The organism is Sphingopyxis sp. BE235 (assembly GCF_031457175.1).
In the GTDB taxonomy this organism is placed as follows: domain Bacteria; phylum Pseudomonadota; class Alphaproteobacteria; order Sphingomonadales; family Sphingomonadaceae; genus Sphingopyxis.
Genome location: NZ_JAVDWC010000001.1, coordinates 279,029 through 302,088, shown reverse-complemented (window position 1 = coordinate 302,088; position 23,060 = coordinate 279,029). Strand labels below are relative to the sequence as shown.

General features: G+C 64.8%; 14 protein-coding genes. 5 read left to right on the top strand and 9 right to left on the bottom strand.

Features of this window, described 5'->3' with window-relative positions; genetic code table 11:
• Positions 1–35 precede the first annotated feature (35 nt).
• Positions 36–830 carry an exodeoxyribonuclease III gene (locus tag J2X38_RS01500; protein ID WP_058539237.1) on the top strand — a complete coding sequence of 265 codons (795 nt, stop codon included), beginning with the start codon at positions 36–38 and terminating at the stop codon, positions 828–830.
• 5 nt (positions 831–835) lie between these two features.
• Positions 836–1,882, top strand: a complete 1,047-nt coding sequence (ribA, locus tag J2X38_RS01495) for a GTP cyclohydrolase II (protein ID WP_310252655.1) — start codon at positions 836–838, stop codon at positions 1,880–1,882.
• A 93-nt stretch (positions 1,883–1,975) separates the two neighbouring features.
• On the opposite strand, the gene J2X38_RS01490 is transcribed toward ribA, so the two are convergent.
• The 3 genes from J2X38_RS01490 to J2X38_RS01480 all read right to left on the bottom strand — a co-directional run bounded on the left by J2X38_RS01490 (position 1,976) and on the right by J2X38_RS01480 (position 4,489).
• The gene (locus J2X38_RS01490; protein ID WP_037517222.1) at positions 1,976–2,782 is read right to left on the bottom strand and encodes a LytTR family DNA-binding domain-containing protein; all 807 of its coding nucleotides are present in this window, start codon (positions 2,780–2,782) and stop codon (positions 1,976–1,978) included.
• Entirely contained in the window at positions 2,779–3,903 is a 1,125-nt protein-coding gene (locus J2X38_RS01485; protein ID WP_058539236.1) for a sensor histidine kinase, read from the bottom strand. The genes J2X38_RS01490 and J2X38_RS01485 overlap by 4 nt, the downstream gene beginning before the upstream one ends.
• Before the next feature lie 64 nt (positions 3,904–3,967).
• Positions 3,968–4,489, bottom strand: coding sequence for a helix-turn-helix domain-containing protein (locus J2X38_RS01480; protein WP_037517228.1), 522 nt, complete (start codon positions 4,487–4,489; stop codon positions 3,968–3,970).
• A 125-nt stretch (positions 4,490–4,614) separates the two neighbouring features.
• Here J2X38_RS01480 and J2X38_RS01475 point away from each other — a divergent pair, with 125 nt between their 5' ends.
• Both J2X38_RS01475 and J2X38_RS01470 read left to right on the top strand, forming a co-directional pair.
• Positions 4,615–4,947, top strand: a complete 333-nt coding sequence (locus J2X38_RS01475) for a CC_3452 family protein (RefSeq protein ID WP_310250471.1) — start codon at positions 4,615–4,617, stop codon at positions 4,945–4,947.
• A gap of 192 nt (positions 4,948–5,139) precedes the next feature.
• Positions 5,140–7,233 (top strand): bifunctional (p)ppGpp synthetase/guanosine-3',5'-bis(diphosphate) 3'-pyrophosphohydrolase, encoded by a 2,094-nt coding sequence (locus tag J2X38_RS01470; RefSeq protein WP_310250468.1) that lies wholly within the window; start codon positions 5,140–5,142, stop codon positions 7,231–7,233.
• Between the two features lie 83 nt (positions 7,234–7,316).
• Here J2X38_RS01470 and J2X38_RS01465 read toward each other — a convergent pair whose 3' ends face one another.
• The 5 genes from J2X38_RS01465 to gdhA are packed head-to-tail and all read right to left on the bottom strand — an operon-like array spanning position 7,317 to position 18,351.
• The gene (locus tag J2X38_RS01465; RefSeq protein WP_310252653.1) at positions 7,317–11,567 is read right to left on the bottom strand and encodes a hypothetical protein; all 4,251 of its coding nucleotides are present in this window, start codon (positions 11,565–11,567) and stop codon (positions 7,317–7,319) included.
• 41 nt (positions 11,568–11,608) lie between these two features.
• A complete protein-coding gene (locus J2X38_RS01460) occupies positions 11,609–13,540 on the bottom strand; it encodes a hypothetical protein (protein ID WP_310250465.1) in 1,932 nt (643 codons plus the stop codon).
• 3 nt (positions 13,541–13,543) lie between these two features.
• Positions 13,544–15,514: a heme-binding protein gene (locus J2X38_RS01455; protein WP_310250462.1), complete on the bottom strand. Its 1,971-nt coding sequence runs from the start codon at positions 15,512–15,514 to the stop codon at positions 13,544–13,546.
• Between the two features lie 4 nt (positions 15,515–15,518).
• Positions 15,519–16,946: a multiheme c-type cytochrome gene (locus J2X38_RS01450; RefSeq protein ID WP_310250460.1), complete on the bottom strand. Its 1,428-nt coding sequence runs from the start codon at positions 16,944–16,946 to the stop codon at positions 15,519–15,521.
• A 49-nt stretch (positions 16,947–16,995) separates the two neighbouring features.
• Positions 16,996–18,351 carry an NADP-specific glutamate dehydrogenase gene (gene gdhA / locus J2X38_RS01445; RefSeq protein ID WP_310250457.1) on the bottom strand — a complete coding sequence of 452 codons (1,356 nt, stop codon included), beginning with the start codon at positions 18,349–18,351 and terminating at the stop codon, positions 16,996–16,998.
• 158 nt (positions 18,352–18,509) lie between these two features.
• Here gdhA and J2X38_RS01440 point away from each other — a divergent pair, with 158 nt between their 5' ends.
• Positions 18,510–19,448: a tetratricopeptide repeat protein gene (locus J2X38_RS01440; RefSeq protein WP_310250454.1), complete on the top strand. Its 939-nt coding sequence runs from the start codon at positions 18,510–18,512 to the stop codon at positions 19,446–19,448.
• A gap of 477 nt (positions 19,449–19,925) precedes the next feature.
• Here the strand turns inward: J2X38_RS01440 and putA are convergent, their stop codons facing one another.
• A complete protein-coding gene (putA, locus tag J2X38_RS01435; RefSeq protein ID WP_310250452.1) occupies positions 19,926–23,021 on the bottom strand; it encodes a bifunctional proline dehydrogenase/L-glutamate gamma-semialdehyde dehydrogenase PutA in 3,096 nt (1,031 codons plus the stop codon).
• Between the last annotated feature and the right edge of the window lie 39 nt (positions 23,022–23,060).

Below are 23,060 nucleotides of genomic sequence, written 5' to 3'. Positions count from 1 at the left end.
TTGCACGCCCGCGCTCGCGCCGATAGAGCCACCGCATGACTCGTACCAGCATCGCTTCGTGGAACATCAACAGCGTCCGCGCCCGCATCGGCATCGTCGAAAAATTCCTTCGCGAAGAAGCGCCTGACGTCCTCTGCCTGCAGGAGACCAAGGTCGAATGCACGCTGTTCCCGCCCGACATGTTCAAGCGGTTGGGCTATGAGCATATTGTCACCCACGGCCAGCGCATGCACCACGGCGTCGCGATCGTCAGCAAGCTGCCGCTGACCGACGTACGCAAATATGACTGGCAAGCGAATGGCGAGGCGCGCCATGTCGGTGTCACGCTGCCGTCGGGCGTGCGGCTCGACAATGTCTATATTCCCGCGGGCGGCGACATTCCCGACCGCACCCTCAATCCGAAATTCGGGCAGAAACTCGATTTCTTCGGCCGCATGACCGAATGGTCGAGCGCCCTTGTCGATGCGCCGACGGTGCTGACCGGCGATTTCAATGTCGCACCGCTCGAAAGCGATGTGTGGAACCACAAGGCGCTGCTCGATGTCGTCAGCCACACCCCGATCGAGGTCGAAACGCTCGCACGGCTGCAGGCGGCATCGAACTGGGTCGACCTCGGGCGCCACTTCATCCCGGCGCCGGAGCGTCTCTACACCTGGTGGAGCTACCGCGCGAAGGATTGGGAAGCGTCTAACCGCGGCCGCCGCCTCGACCATATGTGGGTGACCCCCGACCTGATGCCCAAGGCGGTATCGCACCGCATCGTCCAGCCCGCGCGCAGCTGGGAACGCCCGTCGGACCATATCCCGCTGATCACCGAGTTCGATTTTTGAGCCATATCGGCGCCCGACGGGCGGCACGCGCCATCGACGCGCTGCGGCGCGGCTGGCCGTTTCGTGTGCAGGGCACCGACGGGGCGCTCGATCTGCTCGCGGTCGAAAGCGCCCGCGATAATGCACTTGCAGAGTTTGGAAGCCACGACGTGTTGCTCTCGGGCGAACGCGCGGTCACGCTCAAGCTCACCAATCAGCGCGTGGCCGCAACGCCGGGTCCGGTCCGGCTGGCGAACGCCGCCGATACCGTCACGGCCGCCCTCGCCATCGCCGATCCGGCGCTCGATCTGGCGAACCCGCTCAAGGGGCCCTTTCGTACCATCCCGACCAGCGGCGAAGCGGCCGCGACCGCCGCCATGACGATGGCGCGGCACGCCGGCCTGCTCCCCGCTTTCTTCGTGCGCGAAGCTACGGGAGAAGCCGAAACCATGTGCAGCGTCGACGATGTTGCAGCGCTGCTCGATCCCACGCGCCTCCAGGTCGCGGCACGCGCGCGCCTTCCCGTCGAAGCCAGCGAAAGCGCCGAGATCGTCGCCTTCCGTTCTCCCGAAGAGGCGTCGGATCATGTCGCGCTCGTCATCGGCAAGCGCGACGGCAATCCGCCCGTCGTTCGCCTCCACAGCGAATGCCTGACCGGCGACGTCCTCGGCAGCCTCAAATGCGATTGCGGGCCACAGCTCCATGCCGCGCTCCATGCGATGGCAGACGCGCCGTGGGGCGTGCTGCTTTACCTCAGGCAGGAAGGCCGCGGCATCGGCCTCGTCAACAAGCTGCGCGCCTATGCGCTGCAGGATCAGGGCTATGACACGGTCGACGCCAATCTGCGGCTCGGCTTCCCGGTCGAGGCGCGCGATTTCGCGATTGCCGGGCGGATGCTCGAATTGCTCAATATCCCCCGCATCCGGCTGATGACGAACAATCCGGAAAAGGTCGCGCGGCTCGAGAAGGAGGGCGTCGAGGTGGTCGAGCGCTTGCCCCTAGCGCTGCCGACGAACAAATATAACGAGCAATATCTGGCCACGAAACGCGATCGCACGGGGCACCAGCTTTAGCGCGCGTCATCCCAGCGAAAGCTGGGATCTCCACCGTCTTGTCAGAACGATAGCGGCCCCAGCTTGCGCCGGGGCGACGCCATCGACGCCATCTTAGTGCACGAACCGCGCGACGACGTCGCGATAGCTACGGCTGACCTTTACCTGCGCACCCGAACCGAGCACGAGGAAGCATTCGCCGTTGGTGTGCGGCTTGACCTGCTTGACCTGCGACAGGTTGACGATCGTCGAGCGATGCACGCGCTGGAAATTGCGCGGGTCGAGCCGCTTTTCCAGATCCTTCATCGTTTCGCGCAGGATCAGGCTGTTGTCGGCGGTGTAGATGCACATATAATCGCCCGCGGCGTCGATGCGTTCGATGCTGTCGACGTCGACGCGGAAGATCTGGCCGCGATCCTTGATGTTGATCATCTTTTCATAGCGATCGGCGGCGTGCGTATCGGGGGCGACCTCGGCGTCATAATCCTCGACCGCTTCGGGCGCGACCTCGGCGAGCACGGTCTTGAGGCGCTCGACTTCGGCGACGCCGCGCTTTTCAGCGAGCCGCTGGCGGACGCGGTCGAGCGCATCGGCAAGCCGCTCAGGCTCGACCGGTTTGACGAGATAATCGACCGCCTGCGCCTCGAACGCGCGGATCGCGTGATCCGAATAGGCGGTGACGAACACCACCAGCGGCGGTTCGACCTCCATCAATCCCTGGATCACCGAAAAGCCGTCGAAACCCGGCATCTGGATGTCGAGGAAAACCAGGTCGGGCTTGTGGGTCTTGATCTTTCTGATGGCTTCGCGGCCATTTTGCGCGGTGTCGACGATTTCGACGTCCGTGTGCGGTTCTAGCCGCAGTTGCAGGCCTTGGGTGGCCAATTTTTCATCATCCACCAGGATGGTTCTGATCGTCATGTTCTCTCGGTTCCAATCGTCATTTGCCCATCGGGCTGGAACGGAAACTCGATAACCACCGTGAAGCCGCCCTCAGCGCCCACATGGACGTCGAACCGGTGCTGGTCGCCAAAAGCCTGCGCCAGCCGGTCCCTGATATTGGCTAAACCCACACCGGTCGATTCCGTTGCAATGCCTGTGGTGGGGTCCGTGCGCTCGGCTGACAATCCCGCGCCGGTGTCGGACACGGTAATCCGAACATTTTGACCGGCCAACTGTGCGGACAGCGTGATATCGGCGCCATCCTCCTGCGGCGTCACCGCATATTTGATCGCATTTTCGATGAGCGGCTGGAGCAGAAGCGAGGGCAATCGGGCCCGCGCGACCGCCGGATCGATCGCGAAATGCGGGCGCAGCCGGTCCTCGAAGCGCATTTTTTCGATTTCGAGGTAGAGTTTCAGCGTCTCGATCTCCTGCGCCAGCGTCACTTGCGCGGTCGGCTCGTTCGCGAGCGTGTAGCGCAGGAACGCCGACAGGCGCGACAGCATCGCGTTGGCGGGCTCGGCCTGTTTCAGCAGCACGAGGGTCGAAATGCTGTTCAGCGTGTTGAACAGGAAGTGCGGGTTGAGCTGGTAACGGAGCATCGCGAGCTGCGCCGACGCCGCCTGCGCCTCGAGGCGGATGACGCGGTCATTCTGCTCCTCGAGCTGGAGGAAATAGTTGATCGCGAAATAGAGCGCCGACCAGGCCGCGAGCGATGTCGCGTCGATATACATCGCGCCGAGGAGCAGGCTGGTGAAGCCCGCGTCGCTCGCCGGATTCTGGATCTGCGCGACCCACGCGTCGATAAAGGCCCAGAGCGCGGTCGCGATCCCCGCCAGCCCGAAACTGACGCCCCACATCAAGAGCGGACGGCGGTTGATCAGCGCGCGGTAACAGGCCGACAGGATCAGCGTCAGCGAAAAGCCGGTGATCGCCGAAATCGTCTGGGGAATGAGGAAGGTGAAGGCCTGGCCATTGGCAAGCCCCGACACCCCGCGCAGGCCTAGCCATGCGGCCCAGCCCAATATCTGCAGGTTCCAGAAGGCCCGGACCTTGTTGTCGAAGAAAGGGCCCGGCGAGGACAGTCGGAAAAGCGGCATGGGAGTCTGTGCGATGGCGATGGTCAGTCGCCGCGCGGGCGATATCGGAAACCGGCGCGGCCGATCATTCGGCGGCTACCGGCGCCAGTCCGCCGTCGCTGCGCACGCGGGCCTGACCAAGCGGCTGCAGTTCCGCGCGATGCTTCCACAGCAATTCCTTATACCCGATCACCCGGCCGTCGTGCGCGGTGAGCGTGACGGGGCCGATCGGTTGTTCGTCGCGCGCATCGACCAGCACCGGGGTCGACGGCACGCCCGCGCCCCATTTCTCACCCCATTGGCGCAGCGCAATCATCGCGGGGAGCAGTTCGATGCCCTTTTCGGTCAGTTGATACTGAACCTTGCGCCGGTCCTCGGCCATCACTTCGCGCGCCATGATCCCATGGTCGACCAGCCGCGACAGCCGGTTCGACAGGATGTTGCGCGCGATGTTCAGTTCCTGCTGGAACTCCTCGAAATGATGGACGCCGTTGAAGGCCGCGCGAAGGATCATGAACGACCATCGCTCGCCCATCGCTTCCAGCGCCAGCGGCAGGGCGCAATTGCCCCCGTCCATATCGTTCAGCAGTTCGCGTAATTTTCCCATGACCCAAGCCCTAACGTAAAATCGGCATATCCGTCAAAAAAATATAGGGCCTCCGTTGCATTTCGCAACTCAAAGTCTAGGTAGCGCTTCGCAACCTTTTGGTTGCGCAAAAACAGGAGGTCCCAATGCCCATATTCACGCTTTCTCCCCGCACCCATAACTTCGCGATTGCAGGCGCCGCGCTGTTCGGCGGGCTCGCATTCGCGTCGGCCGCGACCGCCGCGGGCGGCACCTATTATCACGCCGAGCTCGCCAGCCCGGCTACCCAGACGCGCTTCGTCGCGCGCGATGTGGTCTGGGCGTGCAAGGAAGCCAGCTGCATCGCCGGCCAGGGAACGAGCCGCCCGCTGATCATGTGCTCGGCGCTCGCGAAGGCTGTCGGTCCCGTGACGAGCTTCACCGCAGGCGGCAAGGCGCTCGACGCCAACGACCTCGCGCGCTGCAACGCCGTGAAATAATCCGCCCCGCGGGCCATATCGAAAACCGCTGCACTTCTCCTTTCGCGGATGGAGTGCGGCGGTTTTTCTTGCGCGTCCCGCCCTCGGCGAACGATGCTTCCAACCGCCTTTATCAAAGTTGCGGAACGCCGGCAGTTCGGCGCAAGCAAATTTCGCATTGCAATTGCCTCTACATCAACGACATTGAACGCGATGCTGAGGCAATATGAACTTGTCGAGCGCGTGCGCGCTTATGATCCCGACGTCGACGAGGCGCTGCTGAACCGCGCCTATGTGTTTACCGTGCAAAAGCACGGCAGCCAGAAGCGCGCGTCGGGCGACCCCTATTTCAGCCATCCGGTCGAGGTCGCGGGCATTTTGACCGACCTCCATCTCGATGCCGAGACGATCGTCACCGCGCTGCTCCACGACACGCTCGAAGATACGCTGACGACCCCTGAAGAGATCGAACGCCTGTTCGGCAGCGACGTCGGCCGGCTCGTCGACGGCGTCACCAAGCTCAGCAAGATCGAGGCGCAGACCGAAAACGAGCGCGCCGCCGAAAACCTGCGCAAATTCCTGCTCGCCATGTCGGACGATATCCGCGTGCTGCTGGTCAAGCTTGCCGACCGGCTGCACAATATGCGGACGCTGCATTTCATCAAGAATCCCGAGAAGCGTCGCCGCATCGCCAAGGAGACGATGGATATCTATGCCCCGCTCGCCGAGCGGATCGGGATGTACGAATATATGCGCGAGATGCAGCTGCTCGCGTTCAGCGAGCTCGAGCCCGAAGCCTATGCGACGATCACCGGCCGCCTCGCCAAGCTGACCGCGGGCGGCAAGGACAAGGTCACGGCGATCAGCCGCGAGTTCAAGGAGCTGCTCGCCAAGAACGGCATCGAGGCCGATGTGTCGGGGCGCGAGAAGCACCCCTATTCGATCTGGCGCAAGATGCAGGAACGGCACGTCAGCTTCGAGCAGGTCACCGACATCATCGCCTTTCGCATCATCACCCCGACCGATGCCGATTGCTACGCCGCGCTCGGCCTTCTCCACCGCAAGTGGAAAATGGTGCCAGGCCGATTCAAGGATTATATCTCGACGCCGAAGCGCAACGGCTACAAGTCGCTGCACACGACGATCATGCACCAGCAGAATATGCGGATCGAAATCCAGCTTCGCAGCCTCGGCATGCACCAGCAGTCCGAATTCGGCTTCGCCGCGCATTGGGCGTATAAACAGGGCGGCACCGCCCCCGACGGTCAGGCGGGGTGGATCCGCGACCTGATCGAAATCCTCGAACAGACGCACGACCCCGAGGAGTTCCTCGAAAACACGCGCATCGCGATGTATCAGGACCGCATCTTCGCCTTCACCCCGAAGGGCAGTTTGCACCAGTTGCCGAAGGGCGCGACCCCGGTCGATTTCGCTTACGCCGTTCACACCGGGCTCGGCGACCGCACCGTCGGCGCCAAGGTCAACGGCAGGCTGGTGCCGCTCCGCACCCAGCTGAGCAACGGCGACACGGTCGAAATCCTCTCCTCCGACAAGCAGACGCCGCAACCCGCGTGGCTGGGCTTTGCGGTCACCGGCAAGGCGCGCGCGGCGATCCGCCGCCATGTGCGGTCAAAGGAAAAGGTCGAACTCGCGTCGCTCGGCCGCAAGATGTACGACGAAATCGCGCTCCGCCTGCCGAACAAGGTCGGCGACAAGGCGCGGATCGCGGCGCGCGAGCGGCTGAAGCTCGACGACGACACCGCGCTCTATGTCGCGATCGCCAAGCAGCGGATCACCGACAATGCGCTGCTCGAGGCGCTCGTCCCCGGCATCACCGCCGAGATGAAGACCAAGCCCGGCAAGCTCGTGCAGGGCGCTGCAGTGTCGATCGCGGGGCTGACGCCGGGCGTCGCCTATCAGCTCGCCGATTGCTGCCACCCCGTTCCGGGCGACCGCATCGTTGGCCTGTCACGGCCGGGCGAAGGGATCGAGGTGCATGTCATCGACTGCCCCCGCCTTGCCGACGGGATCGATGCCGACTGGATCGACCTCAGGTGGCAGGAAGACAGCGAGGGCGGCAATGCCCGGCTGTGCATCGTCATTTTGAACGAGCCCGGCACGCTCGCCGAAATGTCGGGCATCCTCGCCGCCAATATGGCGAACATCACCAATTTGCGCCTGTCGAACCGCGAGGGTGGTTTCCACACCTATGACGTCGTCGTCGAGGTGCGCGATGTTCAGCATGTGATGCGCATATTGTCAGCGCTGCGCGCGTCGGACACGGTGGTTCAGGCCGAGCGGCAATAACCGTCATCCCAGCGAAAGCTGGGATCGCTGGCAGCATTTTTCGGAACGATGGCGGTCCCAGCTGTCGCTGGGACGACGATTCATCAGTTCGCGTAGAGCAGCGGCGGCCGCCAGGCATTCTGGTCGACCTCGTCGCTGACCTTGTAGACCACGCCCTTGCTGTTCAGGAACAGCTTCTCCATTTCGGGCCGCGTGAACGGCCGCGATCCGACGCGCCCGAAAACCGCCATCTGGCCGCCCGTCTCGTCGACCGCGCGGTCGCGGTCGAGACCCTTCGACAGCGCGAGCGCGGGCGACGGCGTCTTCGCCCACGCGATCAGCTCGGGGGTCGGTTTCGGCGAGAAGCCGTAAAGGCCCGGGTTGTCGGGGCTGGTTAGCTGCAGTACCTTGATCCCGTTCCGCCCGTCGGCGACATAACCGAAGAGCGACGCATTGGTCGATGCGACGATCACGTCCTCGGCATCATTGAGCGCGCCGCCAAAGGTCAGCCCCGGCCAGACGATCGGCGCTGCGGGGCGCGTCACATCGACGATCACCAGCCCGTCCGCCTTCGCCGCGACATACATATAGGTGCGCGCCAGATAGATTTTCCGCGCGTTGGCGAGCCGCACCGTGCCCGCGGGCACCGCTACCGGCTGCGCCAGATTGGTGACGTCGAACAGCTTCACGCCTTCGGCATCGGTGACCCAGAGGTAACGGAACTGCACCGCGCTCGCACGCGCATCGGTCAGCGGCAGCTGCGCCGTGACCTTGGGCTGGAGCGGCGTCGACAGGTCGAGCACGACGAGGCCCGCGTCGGTGGTGATGTAGGCCATGCTGCCCGCGAGCGTCACATGCCGCGCCCCCGCCAGCACGTTGCCCTCGTTCCACGTCAGCGCGCGCTTGAACTTGTTGTTGCGGAATTCACCGTCGGCCAATGTGTCGATGTCGACGAGCACCAGCCCTTCGACGCTGTCGGTGATCACCGCGTAACGGTAGATGTCGTGCATCACCTGTTCGTGGTTCTCGGGGAAATTCTTCACGATATTCTCGTTGCGCGACACGCTGACCGGCTGCGTCGTCGCGATCGCCATGCACGTCGCATTCTTCGTCTTCACATGCGTGTCGTGCCCGAGCGCCGAGAAGGGCGCGCGGATGATGCGTTCGGAGAAGCCCTTGTTGCCGATCGACGCGACGTCATAGACGCGGAAGCCGCCCTTGCCTTCGGCGACGAACATATATTCGCCGCGCTGCTGCAGGCAGTTCACGCGCCCGCTCGTGCCCTGGACGATATTGGCGAATTCCTCGAGTGCGTGCGTTTCGCCCGAGCCCTTCTCGTCGAAAGTCTTGCCGCGCACCCAATTTTTGAGCTCGCGGCCATTCTGTTCGACGTGCAGCTTCCAATAATCGGGATAGGCATATTTCTGGAGATAGCTGCCGATCACCGCTTGCGGTTCGTCCCATTCGGTGACGCGCGTCGCCTGGAAGCTGTTTTCCTGACCCGACCAGACATTCAAACCGACGAAATTGACGAAATTGGTGCCGAGCAAATTGAGCTGCGCCATGATCGCATTATTGTCGTCGGCCACCGAAAGGTGGCAGTCGCTGCACTGCTTGGTTTCGGAACGCCGCACCGTGTGCGGGAAGTGCGGCGCGAACGCCTGGCTAGAATAGCCCGCCGACGAGATCGGCGGTTGCTGCACATAGATGCGCTCGCGATTGATGTTCGTCGACGACAGCACCAGCGCCGAGGTCGAGCGCACCGGCGTGATGATACCGCGCGCCTCGCCGTTCGGGCCGGGCTCGCCGGGCTTGGTGAGCTGGTGCCGGCCGAGCTGGAACATCTCGTCTCGCGCCACCTGCGGGTTGTACGTCGCGAAGTTGCGCGTCTCCTCCCCCTCGAAATGGTGCATCTTGGTCTTCCAGTTCGCCTCGATCGGCAAATGGCAACCGCCGCAACTGGTGGTCCAGCTAAGGTGACAGGTGAAGCAGGTCATCTTGTCGTCGCCGTGCGCGCGATCCTCCTTCGCGACGCCGGGTCCCCATTCGAACTTGCCGTCCTCGCTGCCCGCGCGGGCCATCAGCTTCGCGCGCGCCGCCTTGGCGTTGAAATGCGGCCCCGGAGTCACCGCCTGCTTGACGAGGCTGACCTGCCATTCGAGCTTCGGATCGACGATCGAACGCTGGATCAGCCCGATCACTTCGGCATCGTCATTATACTGGAATTCGAAGCGGCGACGCCCGTCGGGATTGCGCAGCAGCGCGAGATTATTGCCCTGCGGCCGCGCGGCGACGTTCGAGGTCAAGAGGTTCGGGAAAGCGTCGGCGGTGCCGTGGCAATCCTTGCAGCTGATCTCGACCGCGTTCGCGACCTCGCCCTGGATATAGCCGTTGCCGTGGCTGTCTTGCGCAAAGTGGCAGTCGGCGCATTGCATGCCCTTTTCGGCGTGGATGTCCATCATATGGACCGCCTTGCCGGGATTGATCCCGGGCGGCACGAACTTGCCCTCTACACCCGGCCGGCCCGGATCGGCGCTCGACAGGCAGATGTCGCGCTCCTTGGGATCGGTGTAATGGCTGCAGCTCTTGCGCCATTTTTCGGGATCCTTGGGATCGATGATATTCGCGGTGTCGGTGCCATAGGTCGACATATTGCCGTCGGCGGTCAGCAGATTGCCGTTGCGGTCGCGCTTGAAGATCCCGCGGAAATTCCAGCCATGGCCGTGATAATCGGCGAACTGCGTATCCTTGTTGCTGTCGTTGACGTCATAGACGTCGCGCAAAAACTCGACGTCCGCCCACAGCCCGCGCGTCGCCGCGCCCTCGGGGTTGCGTTCGAGCACCTGATGGACCTCGGCCGCGGTCGGATAGCGCTGCTGCTTGTATTTCTTGTGATACTCTTCGTCGCTCATTCCCGACGGGCGCGGCGCCGTGTTGTCGGGGCCCGGCCACATCTGCGGCGCGTCGGATTCATAATCCCACATCGTGTAGCCGAGGTAGGAGTTCAGGAAGATGTTCGGCTGGTGCATGTGGCACGACATGCACTGCGACGTGGGGATCGCGCGGGTGAAGGTGTGGCTGATCGGATGCCCCGATTCGCGGCGCGGCTGCTGCTCGGGGCGTGCCGGAACGTCGGGATCGGCGGGATCGACCAGCGCGCCATGACCGCCGCCGGCCTGATGGCCGTCGCCCGCGCCATGCGCATCGCCGCCGTGCCCGCCTTCGGGCTTCCATTTCTTCTCCGCAATCGTCGGATCGACCGTCGCCGTCTCGCCGTCGCGGCCGAATTTGGCATAGGTCAGGCTGTGCCGCGGCTCGCGGTCGTTAGCGTAGACGACGTGACAGCCCGAACAGCCCGAATGGCGATAGTCGCCGGGCTGGTCGTTCGTCCCCATAAACCATGACAGCGGGTCGTTGAGGCGCGTCTTGTGGATGTTGAGCACGGGGATCGAGACGCGCAGGCCGGTGCCGGGCCCGCGGTTCGATTGCTTGAGGTCGGGGCGGCCGGGTTCCTCGAGCCGCTGGATGCTGCCCGTCGGGTTGGGCAGGCCGATTTCGGGGAATTGCGTGTTGATGTTGCGCCCGCCGCGTTCGAACACGCGGAACACGTCGCCCGGCGGCAGCACGCTCCAGCGCGGCAACGGATACATTTTCGCGAGCGCGCCGCGCTTTTTCTCTTCGTCGGTCAGAATCTTGTCGAAGCCAAAGCTCGGCTTGCACGCTTCCTTATATTCCTCGGCGGTCAACCGCGACGAGGGCGACAGGATGCACGCGGGTTCGCCCTTGCGGGTATAAGCCTCGCCGAAGATGTAGTTCTTATAGGGGACGATGCCGTTGTTATACGCCGCGCCGCCCCACAGCATCGCGCCGGTCGACATCATCGACCGCTCGGTCGCCTCGATCACCTCGAGATGACACGAACCGCACGCTTCGCGCGCGACGCGATAGTCGCTGGGGTTCACGAAGCGGATGAATTCAGGCGATTCCTTGTTGAGCAACGTATAGCTGCGCTGCGGGTTCGCCGAACTGTCGTGCCACGCGCCGGGCAGCGTCGGCTGCGGGTGCGCGAGCGCCATCACCGCCTTGTTCGTCGGATGCTGGTAGCCAAGGCTCGGCGTGCCGCGCTGGCTCGCATCGCCGCCGTGGCAGTCGGTACAGCCAAGCTTCACCGCGGGGGTCGCGTGCATCGACGGCTGGTCGGTACGCGTGTGGCAGCTGTAGCAGCCCTCCGATTTCGCGCTGACATCGGCATCGCTCTGCTCGCGCGGCGCCGGCGGGGTGAAGCGATATTCGATCTTGAGCGGCTTTTCCTCTTCGGCCGCGCGCGTGACGCTCACGCCCAGACTGATGCTCATCAGCAAGAAGGCGAAGAGGGCGAAGAGTTTGCGCGTCACGATCAGAAACTCACGATCACATTGGCGAGGATGGAGACGTAGGCGTCATTCTTCTGCTTGTTGTCGAACAGGTCCTTGAACCCCTTGCCGGGCAGCAGCACCGCGCCGCTGAGGCGCCCGACGATGTTCTGCGTCGCCTTCGGCCGCCAGATCGTCGCCACCGACAGGTCGAAACCGATATCCTTGGGGATCGAGCCTTCGGTGCGCAGCGCCTGCAGGCTCGACGTATTTTCGAACCACAGATGGTTGAAATTGGTGCTCACGCGGAATTCGGGGGTCAGGTCGAAATCGGCACCCGCGCCGACGAAGACGGTGCCCGGATTGTTGAAGTTCGACTGCCCCTCTTCCTTCGATGAGCGCAGCGAATTCAGGATTCCGTTGCGACCGCTGATCGCGATGACGCGCCCGCCGCCCGCGAAGGGGATCGTCTGGCGAATCCAGTAGCTGGTGTCGGCGCCGCCGAAGATCGGATTCTCGAAGATCGCGTCGAACCCGCCCTCGGTCTTGTTATACGGATCGCCGTCACCGGTCGCGTAGAGTCCCGACAGGCGGAAGCGCATCCAGTCGTGATCGTAGCTGAGTTCGACCGCGCCGAAACCCGCCCGGATTTCGGCAGGCTTGCTCGTGAAGAAGCTGTTCCGGTCCTCGCCCAGCGCGGCGTAGAAGCTCGCGGTGACGTTGATACGGCCGACGCGGCCGTCGGCGCTGTAGCCCAGATAAACGACATCATATTCGCGGCCACGCAAATCGCCAAGCAGCGCCGGCCGCACAGGGAAGCCATTATGGTCGATCTGCACGTCATTCTTTTCGCGGTTCATATTATACGTCACGCTGACCTGGCTGGTCAGCCCGACGACCGGGAAATCCTGGCGATAAAGATTGCCCGTGAAAATGAAATCGCTGCGCGGGGTCTGGGTGATGTCGTTGAGGCCGCTGTTCGTGTCCTTTTCGAGCCGCCAGAAGGCCGCGAGATTATATTGAAAGCGGTTGTTGTCGCGGTTGCCGAACAGGCGGATGCCAAGCTGGCTGTCGTTGAACAGGAAACCGCGGAAATCGCTCTGGAACGGCTGGATGCCGAGGCGGATCGAATAAAAATCATATCGGTCGGACGTGTTGCCGAGATGCTTGTCGACGAACAGCTCCTGCACCCCGAGAAATGAGTCATAACGATGGCTCGCCTTCGACGGGCGCACGTCGAGCACGCGCCGTTCGGGCACGTCGACATAATTGGCCTGATAGGCGAGCGTGACGCGATATTCGATGTCGGGTGGCTTGAACGCGGTCGAGCCCTTGATCAGCGCCGCGCCGGCGATGAAGGTCTGCGCAAAGACGAAGCTGCGATCCTTGCCGAACACGTCGAGGCTGCCCGGCCGTTCGGTCGTCTGGACGCCGACGGGGATCGGGAAAGTGCGCGGTTCGAACACCGTGTCGGACACGGCGTTGGCGACAAAGAACCAGTCGTCGCCCTTGATCGGCAGCCATTTGACCTTGCTGCGGTCGATCGCGCGGTCGCCCTTGTAGGTGTTCTGGTTATAGGGGTCGAACCAGCGTTCCTTGACCACGCCAAGCGTTTCGATGAGGCGCCAGCGGTCCGGAACGGGCAGCTGGTCCTCCATCCCCGGAAAGGCTTGCGGCGGCGGCGGGCGCAGCGCGCCGACATTGTCCTGGCTCAGGGCGTCGGGACGGTCGGGGCGATAGCCGGGGCGGCGGCGGCCCTCGATGATCTGCGTCACCGGGTCGTCCTTGATCACCTCCTGCCAGTCGACGGGCGGCGGCGGCGGAATCAGCTCTTCGGCGAGCTGCTCTGCGGGCGCCGCGTCACCCGCGACCGGCGGACCTTCGGGCGCGGGCGGCGGCGGCGTGACATCGGCCCCCGGCGCGCCCTGCGCCGCGAGTGTCGCGATGATCGGCCAAAGGCTGCCCCCCGTCATCATCGCCTATAGCCCGTTGCAGACATTCTGGTTCGCCGTATCAAGGAAAGGGGCGAACGGGCAGCTGATGTAACGCAGGCGAACCCCGGCGCCGACATTTACGACGACGGTGTCCGCACGGATCGCGGCCGGCGCATTGCCGATGCCGCCGACGCGCGCGCCGCCATTATGCGCACCGAGGAAACTGATCATGTCGTCTTGATCGATGCCGTCGCCCGACACACCGATCGCGCCGACCAGTTGGTTGCCGCGATAGATGGGGACCGATCCGGGGAAGATCTGAATGCCGTTCTGCAGCCGGTTCTGCCCCGCGGCAACGTCGGGCAAGGTCGTGCAGCGCTGCGGAGTATCGGTCGGACTGGCGCCCGAAACGAAGCCGAGATGTGCGCCGAGATTGCCGATGATCAGCGCCGATTGCAGCCCGGTCGAGAAGGGGTTGAACTGTGCGATCGGGCGCGACAGCGGCCCTTGCGGACGGCCGACCTCGCCATCGGGGAAATAGGGGCGCGACAGATTGCCGTTCGCGCGGTCGGAAAAGGCGATTGTTCCGGTGAGCGCGGCCGGATTGTTCAGGAAGGTTCGTGTTGCGGTGACGAACTGGCGCACGTCGGCGCTGGCATTGGCGCCGAGTTCGCCTCCCGCCTGCGCGCCCGAGAAGAAGGCTGCGGTCCGCGCCTTTTGCAACGACACATCGGTGCCGAAGATCGGCGCGTCGGGCGAGCGCACGATGCCGAGCACCGACCCGTGCGTGTCGACGATGCTGATCGTCACCTGCGCGCGGCTGTCGAGCGGGCGGCGGATTTGCGCGCGCGCGCGGCTCATCACGGTGAAGGCTTCCTCGAGCACCGCGCGCGCCTCGGCCTGCGTCAGCGGCGCGCTGTTCGTCGCGCCGTCGGTCCCCGCGCGCAGCGGATAGCGGTTCGTGCCGCTGCCGTTGGTGAGGACGAACGCATCGCGGTTCGAAAATTCGGCCGGCGTCGAGGCGCGGACGCCCGACGCCTCGCTGCCATAGGCGACCCCCGCGGTCACCGCGGCATTGGCATAGCCGATCACCGAGACAAGATTGCCCGCGGTGCCGTTGAGGCTCGCAAAGCTCGCGCTGCCGCTCGACATCACCCCGGCGAAGGTCGCGTCCGAAAAGCGCAGGCTCGTCCCGTCGACCGTGATCTTGTCGGCGGTGATCGCCCCCGGCGCTTCGAACCCGCGCGTTCCCGCGAGCGCAATGAACTCCTCGGGGTCGTTGTCGATGTCGAGGATGTTCGGATCGCTGCCATAGACACCGTCGCCCATCACCCCGATGCCGCCGACGAGTACGCCATTCTTGTAGAGCGGCAATCCGCCCGGATCGGCGGCGAGGCCGAGCGGCGAGCGTTTGGGACCGATCAACGCCGCCGCGCCCGGCGCGCCGAAACGTGCCGACAGGTCGCTGCATGGCAGCTGGCTGAACTGGACGCCGAACAAGGGACCGCTTTCGAGCCCCACCGTAGTCGGCGCGGGCGGGAAATGTTCCTGGACGATCTGGCTCGCGGTGCGGGTCGAGAAAGCGTTGCCCCCGCTCGAGAGGTACGCGCCGGTCACCGCCTTGGCGATCGCGCCGCCCTCGGCCGGGAAAGTAACATTCTGCGCGTCGATATTCACGCCGTTCGGAGCGGGCGCGGTCGTCGCGGTCGCGCGTGCGCCGGTCATGCGGAACACGCCGAGCACGTTACCCACACGGTCGGTCACCGCGATCACCGATGGCAGGCTACGCGCCTGCGCTTCCGATATCGCCTGGGCGAGCACGCGCTCGACGTCCGCCGTGGTCAGCGCTTCGGCGGCGGGCGGCGTATACACCGTAGTCGGCGTTGGCGTGGGGGTCGGCGTGGGTGTCGGGGTCGGCGTACTACCACCGCCTCCACCACCGCCGCACGAGGTGAGCAGCAACGCGCCTATCGCGGCAAAGGCGGCCGAACGGAAAAGATGGGTCTTGCTTCGCATGATCTTACCGCAGCGCTCCGATCGCGCGCACAGCGCTGCCGAACGAAGCCTGGAATTCGGAGGGTTTGTACGCGTTAGGGTCCTTCACCGCGGCGTAAGCGCGGTCGATGTCGCCCCGGATGCCCGCCGCCGCGCCCACGGTGACGCGGCCCGACGAGACCATCGCGTTGAGCAAGGTGTCGACGCCCATGACGGCCTGCTGCGACCCCGAATAGTCGGTGTAGCGGTCGCTGATCGCCTTCGCCGAAATCGCGTCGACCATCGCAAAGGCATCGGCGCCCGAGAAGCTGCGCGACGCAAAGGCGCTCTTGAGCGCCGCGACCGTCTGCGAAAGCTGCGCCGCGGCAGCGACCGCACTCGGCCGGTCGCTCGCCATCGCCTTGTGGAACGCCGCGGTGCGTACCGCGAGCTGGTCGGCGAGCGAAGGCGACGCCATACGTGCCGCCGCCGCCAGCATGATCAGATTCTCGTCATTATAGGGCGGCATGCCTTCGGGGATCGAGCGGCCGGGATTGTCGAGCCCCGTGCGCACCGGCTTCGCCTGGTCGAAGATGCGGCGGTGACAGCTGTGGCAATCGAGGAAGTAAAATTCGGGGAACATGCCCTCGGTCCCGCGCCGCGTCTGAAACAGCGCGAGGCTGCGCTCGATCGCGGTCGCCTGCCCTACCGCCCACATCTGGACATGATCGGTGCGCCGGTTCGCGGCACCGAACTTGCGCCAGCCATAGTCGGCATCCTCCTGATGGTGCGCCTGGAGCGACGAGAAAAGGTCGAGCTCGAACGAAATGCGCGGATGCCCCGCCGCCATGATACGGTGGGTGACGAACTGGCCATCGCCCGCCGACCCGAAATGGCAGTCGACGCAGACGCCCGCGCGGACGACCGGGTCCTCAAGCTTCTTCAGCCCCGCCGACAGGTTCGCGAGATGCTTGGCTCGCATTTCGCGGTCGGGATCGGCGTTCGTCCCGACCCCGGCATAGTGGCTTGCGAGCCAGCCGCCCGCCGGACCATGGCACGATTCGCAGCCGACGCCATCTTCGGCGGGAACCGCGCGCGCGGTGCCCGCGGTGCTGTGGCAGCCGAGGCACATCTGCGCCTTGGATGGGTCACCGATGCCGAGATTGCGCGCGATGAACTGGCTGCGGTTATTGCTGAGCACCGCCCACGCGCGGCTATGCGCGCCGCCGGGGGTCGACGGTTCCTGCCATTTCATCAGCTCGTCCTGACGGACGACGGTGCCGTCACCCTCCATCCGGCCGTGGCAGGTCGACCCCGCGCACGAGGCGACGCCGGTATAGCGCGCGCCGCTTTCGCCCTGCGACCGGGCGGGGGCTGCGAAGACGAACGCCGCAATGGCAAGCGCGAGCAGCGTCAGGGCGGCAAATACCGCCCAAGGCCGATCGGCGCGCTCCTTTCCAGCGTGCGTCGTCATCCGCAGAACCCCTTTTCCCCAACCCGGCGCTTTTACGCCTTGAGCCGAATTACACCACCCCGAAAGCCAGCATCGCGTCGGCAACCTTCTTGAATCCCGCGATATTGGCGCCCTTTACATAATCGATATAGCCGTCGCCCTGATCGCCATAAGTAATGCAGCTCTTGTGGATGCCGTCCATGATGTCCTTCAACATCTGCTGCAACTCGCCTTCGCTCCAGGCGCGGCGCCCGCTGTTCTGGCTCATTTCGAGCCCCGACACAGCAACGCCGCCGGCATTCGCCGCCTTGCCGGGTGCGAACATGATCTTCGCGTCCTTGAAGACATGCACGCCTTCGAGGTTCGTCGGCATGTTCGCGCCCTCGCTGACCGCGATGCATCCGTTTGCGACCAGCGCCTTGGCATCGTCGCCGAGCAATTCGTTCTGCGTCGCGCACGGCAAAGCAACGTCGCACTTCACGCCCCACGGCGTCTTGCCCGCAGTGAAGCTCGCGCTTTTGAATTCGTCGCAATATTCCTCGATCCGGCCGCGGCGATGCGTCTTGTGCGCCTTCACCCAGTCGATCTTTTCCTGCGTGATGCCGTCGGGATCGTGGATGAAGCCGCCCGAATCCGAGAGCGTCAGCACCTTGCCACCGAGCTGGACGATCTTTTCGGCGGCATGCGTCGCGACATTGCCCGATCCCGAAATGACCGCCGTCTTGCCGACGAGATCCTGCCCTTTCGCTGCGAGCATGTTGGCGAGGAAGTAAACCGCGCCATAGCCCGTCGCCTCGGTGCGGATCAGCGAGCCGCCCCATTCGAGGCCTTTGCCGGTGAGCACGCCGGTAAATTCGTTGGTGATCCGCTTATACTGGCCGAACATGAAGCCGATTTCGCGCCCGCCGACGCCGATGTCGCCCGCCGGCACATCAATGTCGGCGCCGATGTGGCGATAAAGTTCGGTCATGAAGCTCTGGCAAAAGCGCATGATCTCGCGCACGCTCTTGCCCTTGGGATTGAAGTTCGAGCCGCCCTTGCCGCCGCCCATCGGCAGCCCGGTGAGCGCATTTTTGAACGTCTGTTCGAACGCCAGAAACTTGAGAACGCTTTCGGTGACGCTCGGATGAAAGCGGATACCGCCTTTGTACGGGCCGATGGCATTGTTGTTCTGGACGCGCCAGCCGCGCTGGACGCGGATATTGCCATTGTCGTCTTCCCAGCAGACGCGGAAAGACACGACGCGGTCGGGTTCAGCGATGCGCCGCAATATCTGCTGCGCGTGATATTCTTCCTTGTCGGCGATGAAATCGAAGATGTCCTCCGACACCTCCTGCACCGCCTGGACGAACTCGGGCTGACCCGGGTTGCGCTTTTTCACGCCTTCCATGAACGTCGAAAAGTCGACGTGATCCGAAACTGCCATGCACCCCTCCCCTGTATGACTGGGAAAGCCGGTGCGACCCCTGACGATTTTATCGTTGACCGACCTTGTATGCCAAAGGCTACACCATCGCCAAGCAAAGGCAATATGACTGCGCGCACAGGCGGCATTTTTTCGCGGCGCGCACAAGAGGGGCAAAAATGAGCGAGAGCAACAAGATGGCGGGCGGCATGACGGGCACGAACCGGATGATATTGATCGCCGCCTTCATTCTGCTGGCCGCCGCCATCGGCTATGCAATCTGGCGCGATTCCGGCCCCTCGACGCCCGATCTCGCAACGCAGGGCACGGGCGCACCGTCCGATCAACTCGCCGAGCTGGAAGCGCGCACGAAGCGCGAGCCGAACAGTGCCGAAGCGTGGACCGCACTCGGCGCGGCGCGATTCGACCTGAGCGATTTCGTGGGTGCGGCCGGGGCGTATGAGAAAGCGGTCGCGCTTTCACCCGATTCGGCAGGTCTTTGGTCGGCGCTGGGCGAGGCGCGAGTGATGGGAAGCGACAGCGACCCGATGCCCGCCGCCGGACTCGAAGCGTTCAACCGGGCGATCGCGCTCGACGCCAAGGATCCGCGCGCGCGCTATTTCCTCGCGGTGAAGAAGGATATTGGCGGCGACCACAAGGGCGCGATCGAAGACTGGTTCGCGCTGCTCGCCGACACGCCGCAGGGCGCACCGTGGGAGGCGGACCTCCGCCGCACGATCGAGCAGGTCGGGCAGATCCACAAGATCGACATCGCGGCGCGGCTCGCGAGCACAGCGGCGCGCCCGCTGACCGCCAACGAGATGCCGGTTGCCGCGCGCGCGATCCCGGGGCCGAGCCGCGCCGACATGGAAGCGGCGTCGCAGCTCCCCAAGGGCCAGCAGGATCAGATGATCGAGGGCATGGTGAGCGGGCTCGAGGCGAAGCTGAAGGCCAATCCGGCCGACGTCGACCGCTGGATCATGCTGATGCGCAGCCGGATGACGCTGGGTGAGACGGCAAAGGCCGCGCAGGCGCTGAAGGACGGGATTGCGGCGAACCCGGCGGCGGCGGGACGATTGAAGGCGCAGGCGCAGTTGCTCGGCGTGCCGGGTGCGTAAAAATCCCCGTTGGCGCGCCGCCCGGAACGCGGTACGCCGTCATCGCTGCGGGGGGCAACCATAACATAGGGTCGCCGCGGCATTTTTGCCGCGAGACGATTTCGGACGTATTTGCCCGGGACAGCCGTCCACTCTGTATCGGGCCTCGTGGTCACAGCTGACCGGCTGATGCGCAGCTTGCCGAAGCCGCCGCCCATCAGCCAGCGCAGGATCAGGGTCCGTACTCCATTGCGGCGCCGTCGAGGCGCCCAAATGGCGAACAGATCGGGCCGAAAGACGCGCCGCGAGGGCTGGTTGCCCTTGAAAGCGGCTTTCGGGTCGAGATGGAAGCCATTTGGACGTCCCGAAGGGATTTGATCAAAATGGCCCATTGCTTCGTCGAGAAGTCTTGAAATATCGACATATTCCTGCGCCTTCTCTCCCCGCACTGAGCCATTTTGCTTCAAACCTCGACGGCGCCGTAATGGAGTACGGACCCTAACCCGCCATCAACGCCGCATTGCCGCCCGCCGCGGTGATGTCGGTCGAGATCGACTTTTCCTCGGCGAAGCGGTGCAGATAGTGCGGGCCACCCGCTTTCGGGCCGGTGCCCGAAAGCCCACGCCCGCCGAACGGCTGCGACCCGACGATCGCGCCGATCTGATTGCGGTTGACGTAGACGTTGCCGACCTGCGCGCGCGCCGCGATGTGCGCCGCCACGCCATCGATGCGCGTGTGGACACCAAGCGTGAGGCCATAGCCCGAGGCGTTGATTGAATCGATGAGCGCGTCGAGCTCGCCGCCCTTCCACGTCGCAACATGCAGCACGGGCCCGAAAATCTCACGCTTGAGGTCAGTGACATGATCGAGCCGGATCGCCACCGGCGGCACGAAATGACCATCGGCGGGCAGATTCGTCCGCCCGGCTTCGGCGATCACGCGGCCTGCTGCACGCGCTTCGGCGACATAGGCGGCGATATTCGCCCGCGCTTCATCATCGATGATCGGACCCACATCGGTGGCGAGGATCGACGGATCGCCGACGTTGAGCTCGGCCATCGCGCCCGCGACCATCTCGATCATCGTATCGGCGACATCTTCCTGCACGCAGAGCAGGCGGAGCGCCGAGCAGCGCTGCCCCGCCGACTGGAAGGCCGAGGCGACGGCATCGCGCGCGACCTGTTCGGGGAGCGCGGTCGAATCGACGATCATCGCGTTCGCGCCGCCGGTCTCGGCGATCAGCGTTGCGATCGGGCCGTCGCGTCCGGCGAGGCTGCGGTTGATCATCCGCGCGACCTCGGTCGATCCGGTGAAGGCCACGCCGATGATGTCGTTGTTGCTCGTCAGCGCCGCGCCGACGGTTTCGCCGCGACCGGGGAGGTAATGGAGCACGTCGCCGGGGATGCCGGCCTCGAGCAACAGTTCGACCGCGGCATGCGCGATCAGCGGGGTCTGCTCGGCGGGTTTCGCGAGCACGCTGTTGCCCGCCGCGAGCGCCGCCGACACTTGCCCCAGGAAGATGGCGAGCGGGAAATTCCACGGGCTGATGCACACGAACACGCCCTTGCCTTCGAGCATCAGCTCGTTGCGCTCGCCCGTCGGGCCGGGCAGCGCGACGGGGTAGGTGAAGTCGGCGCGCGCCTGCGCGGCGTAATAGCGCAGGAAATCGACCGCCTCGCGCACTTCGGCGATCGCGTCGACGAGCGTCTTGCCCGCCTCGTCGATCGCGAGGCCGAGGAAGAGCGCGTCATGCTCCTCGAGCAAATCAGCGGCGCGTTCGAGCCGTTCGGCGCGGAAGGCACCGCCCGCGAGACTCCAGTCGCCGTGCGCCTTGCGCGCTGCGGCGACGGCATCGGCGACCGTCGCGGCATCGGCCTCGATCACCTGGCCGACGACGGCGCCCGTCGCGGGATTGCGCACCGCCTCGGCCTTGCCCTTGCGCGCCACGCCGCCGACGATCGGCGCCGCGACCAGGTCGCTCCGCCGCGCCGCACCGATCGCCGAGACCAGCGCCTCGGGCACACCCGGATCGCCGAGGTCGTAACCGCGCGAATTGCGGCGCACCGGATCGAAGAGCCCAAGCCCGGTCGCGATATTCGACGATGCCGCGCTCGCAACGCTGCGCGGATCGACCGCGAGTTGTTCGGCGGTGACGCCGGGATCGGAAAATTGATGGACGAAGCTGGAGTTCGCGCCATTTTCGAGCAGGCGGCGAACGAGGTAGGCGAGCAGGTCGCGGTGCGTCCCCACGGGGGCATAGACGCGTACCGGGCGCGGCGGCGGGAACAGCGCGACGAGCGCGTCATGCGCACCTTCGCCCATGCCGTGCAGCCGCTGCAGTTCGTAATCGGCGTCCGCGAACAGTTCGGAGACGAAGGCGAGCGTCATCGCATTGTGGCTCGCGAACGCCGGATAGATGCAATCCTGGCAGTCGCTCAGCAGCTGGGCGCAGCGCATATAGTTGAGATCGGTGTGCAGCTTCGCCGTGAAGACCGGGAAATCGCCGAGCCCCAGCGTCTGCGCGCGCTTGATCTCGGTATCCCAATAGGCGCCCTTGACGAGGCGCATCGACAGCTTGACCCCGCGCGTCCGTGCGCGGTTCGCGAGCCAGTCGATCACCGCCGGCGCGCGCTTCTGATACGCCTGGATCACGATGCCGAGCCCGGTCCAGTTATCGGCGATCCCGGCGTCGATCAGCGCCGCGAACACGTCCATATGCGGCTCGAGCCGGTCGGTTTCCTCGGCGTCGATCATCAGCGGGATGTTCACCGCGCGCGCCGCCTTCGCGAGTTCGATCACCTTCGGCACCAGTTCGCCGATCACGCGCGCGTGCTGGAGATATTCATAACGCGGATGGAGCGCCGACAGCTTGATCGAAATGCCGTGGTTGACGTGCGGGTCGCCCGGCTTCGCCGCCTTGCCGATGCGCGCGATGGCATTGGCATAGCTCTCGTAATAGCGCGCCGCATCCTCGGCGGTGCGCGCCGCTTCGCCGAGCATGTCGAAGCTTGCGAGCTCGGACTTTTCCTTGTCGGCGCGCTTGACCGCGGCGTCGATCGTCTCGCCCATCACGAACTGCTGGCCCAGCATCTTCATCGCCGCGAGCGCCGCCTGGCGAATCACCGGCTCGCCCGAGCGGCGGACCATCGATTTCAAGAGTGTCAGCGGGTTCGCCCGGCTGCCCATCGCGTCGAGCATCAGCGTCGCCGAACCCAACGAAAGCCCGCGCGACGACAGCGCAACGATCAACGGGCTGTCCTCATCCTCGCCGTCCTTCCAATGGCGTCCGGCGATCTTGTCGCGGATCAGCGCATTGGCGGTGGCATTGTCGGGAACGCGCAGCAGCGCCTCGGCGAGGCACATCAGCACGACGCCTTCCTCGGTCGACAGGCGATAGCGGTTCATCAACTGTGCGACGAGCGTCTCGCGTTCCCCCTCAGCCTTCGCCTTGCGGATCAGTTCAAGCCCGCGCCGTGTCACGGCTTCGACGCTGGCCGAAGAGGTGGCAAGAGCGCTACGCAGCTCGGCGACGATGTCGGATTCGCTGCGGCGGGCGAGGGCGCGAATGGGCGCGCGATCGGGGCTTTGGGTCATGCCGCCTGATAGCATATTGCCCTCAGTCGATCCGACTTG

Excerpts from the sequence above, each read along its gene's own strand:
- J2X38_RS01500 (WP_058539237.1), top strand. The coding sequence starts at position 36 with ATGACTCGTACCAGCATCGCTTCGTGGAACATCAACAGCGTCCGCGCC.
- J2X38_RS01490 (WP_037517222.1), bottom strand. The coding sequence starts at position 2,782 with ATGACGATCAGAACCATCCTGGTGGATGATGAAAAATTGGCCACCCAA.
- J2X38_RS01485 (WP_058539236.1), bottom strand. The coding sequence starts at position 3,903 with ATGCCGCTTTTCCGACTGTCCTCGCCGGGCCCTTTCTTCGACAACAAG.
- J2X38_RS01480 (WP_037517228.1), bottom strand. The coding sequence starts at position 4,489 with ATGGGAAAATTACGCGAACTGCTGAACGATATGGACGGGGGCAATTGC.
- J2X38_RS01475 (WP_310250471.1), top strand. The coding sequence starts at position 4,615 with ATGCCCATATTCACGCTTTCTCCCCGCACCCATAACTTCGCGATTGCA.
- J2X38_RS01470 (WP_310250468.1), top strand. The coding sequence starts at position 5,140 with ATGCTGAGGCAATATGAACTTGTCGAGCGCGTGCGCGCTTATGATCCC.
- J2X38_RS01465 (WP_310252653.1), bottom strand. The coding sequence starts at position 11,567 with ATGAGCATCAGTCTGGGCGTGAGCGTCACGCGCGCGGCCGAAGAGGAA.
- J2X38_RS01460 (WP_310250465.1), bottom strand. The coding sequence starts at position 13,540 with ATGATGACGGGGGGCAGCCTTTGGCCGATCATCGCGACACTCGCGGCG.
- J2X38_RS01455 (WP_310250462.1), bottom strand. The coding sequence starts at position 15,514 with ATGCGAAGCAAGACCCATCTTTTCCGTTCGGCCGCCTTTGCCGCGATA.
- J2X38_RS01450 (WP_310250460.1), bottom strand. The coding sequence starts at position 16,946 with ATGACGACGCACGCTGGAAAGGAGCGCGCCGATCGGCCTTGGGCGGTA.
- gdhA (WP_310250457.1), bottom strand. The coding sequence starts at position 18,351 with ATGGCAGTTTCGGATCACGTCGACTTTTCGACGTTCATGGAAGGCGTG.
- J2X38_RS01440 (WP_310250454.1), top strand. The coding sequence starts at position 18,510 with ATGAGCGAGAGCAACAAGATGGCGGGCGGCATGACGGGCACGAACCGG.
- putA (WP_310250452.1), bottom strand. The coding sequence starts at position 23,021 with ATGACCCAAAGCCCCGATCGCGCGCCCATTCGCGCCCTCGCCCGCCGC.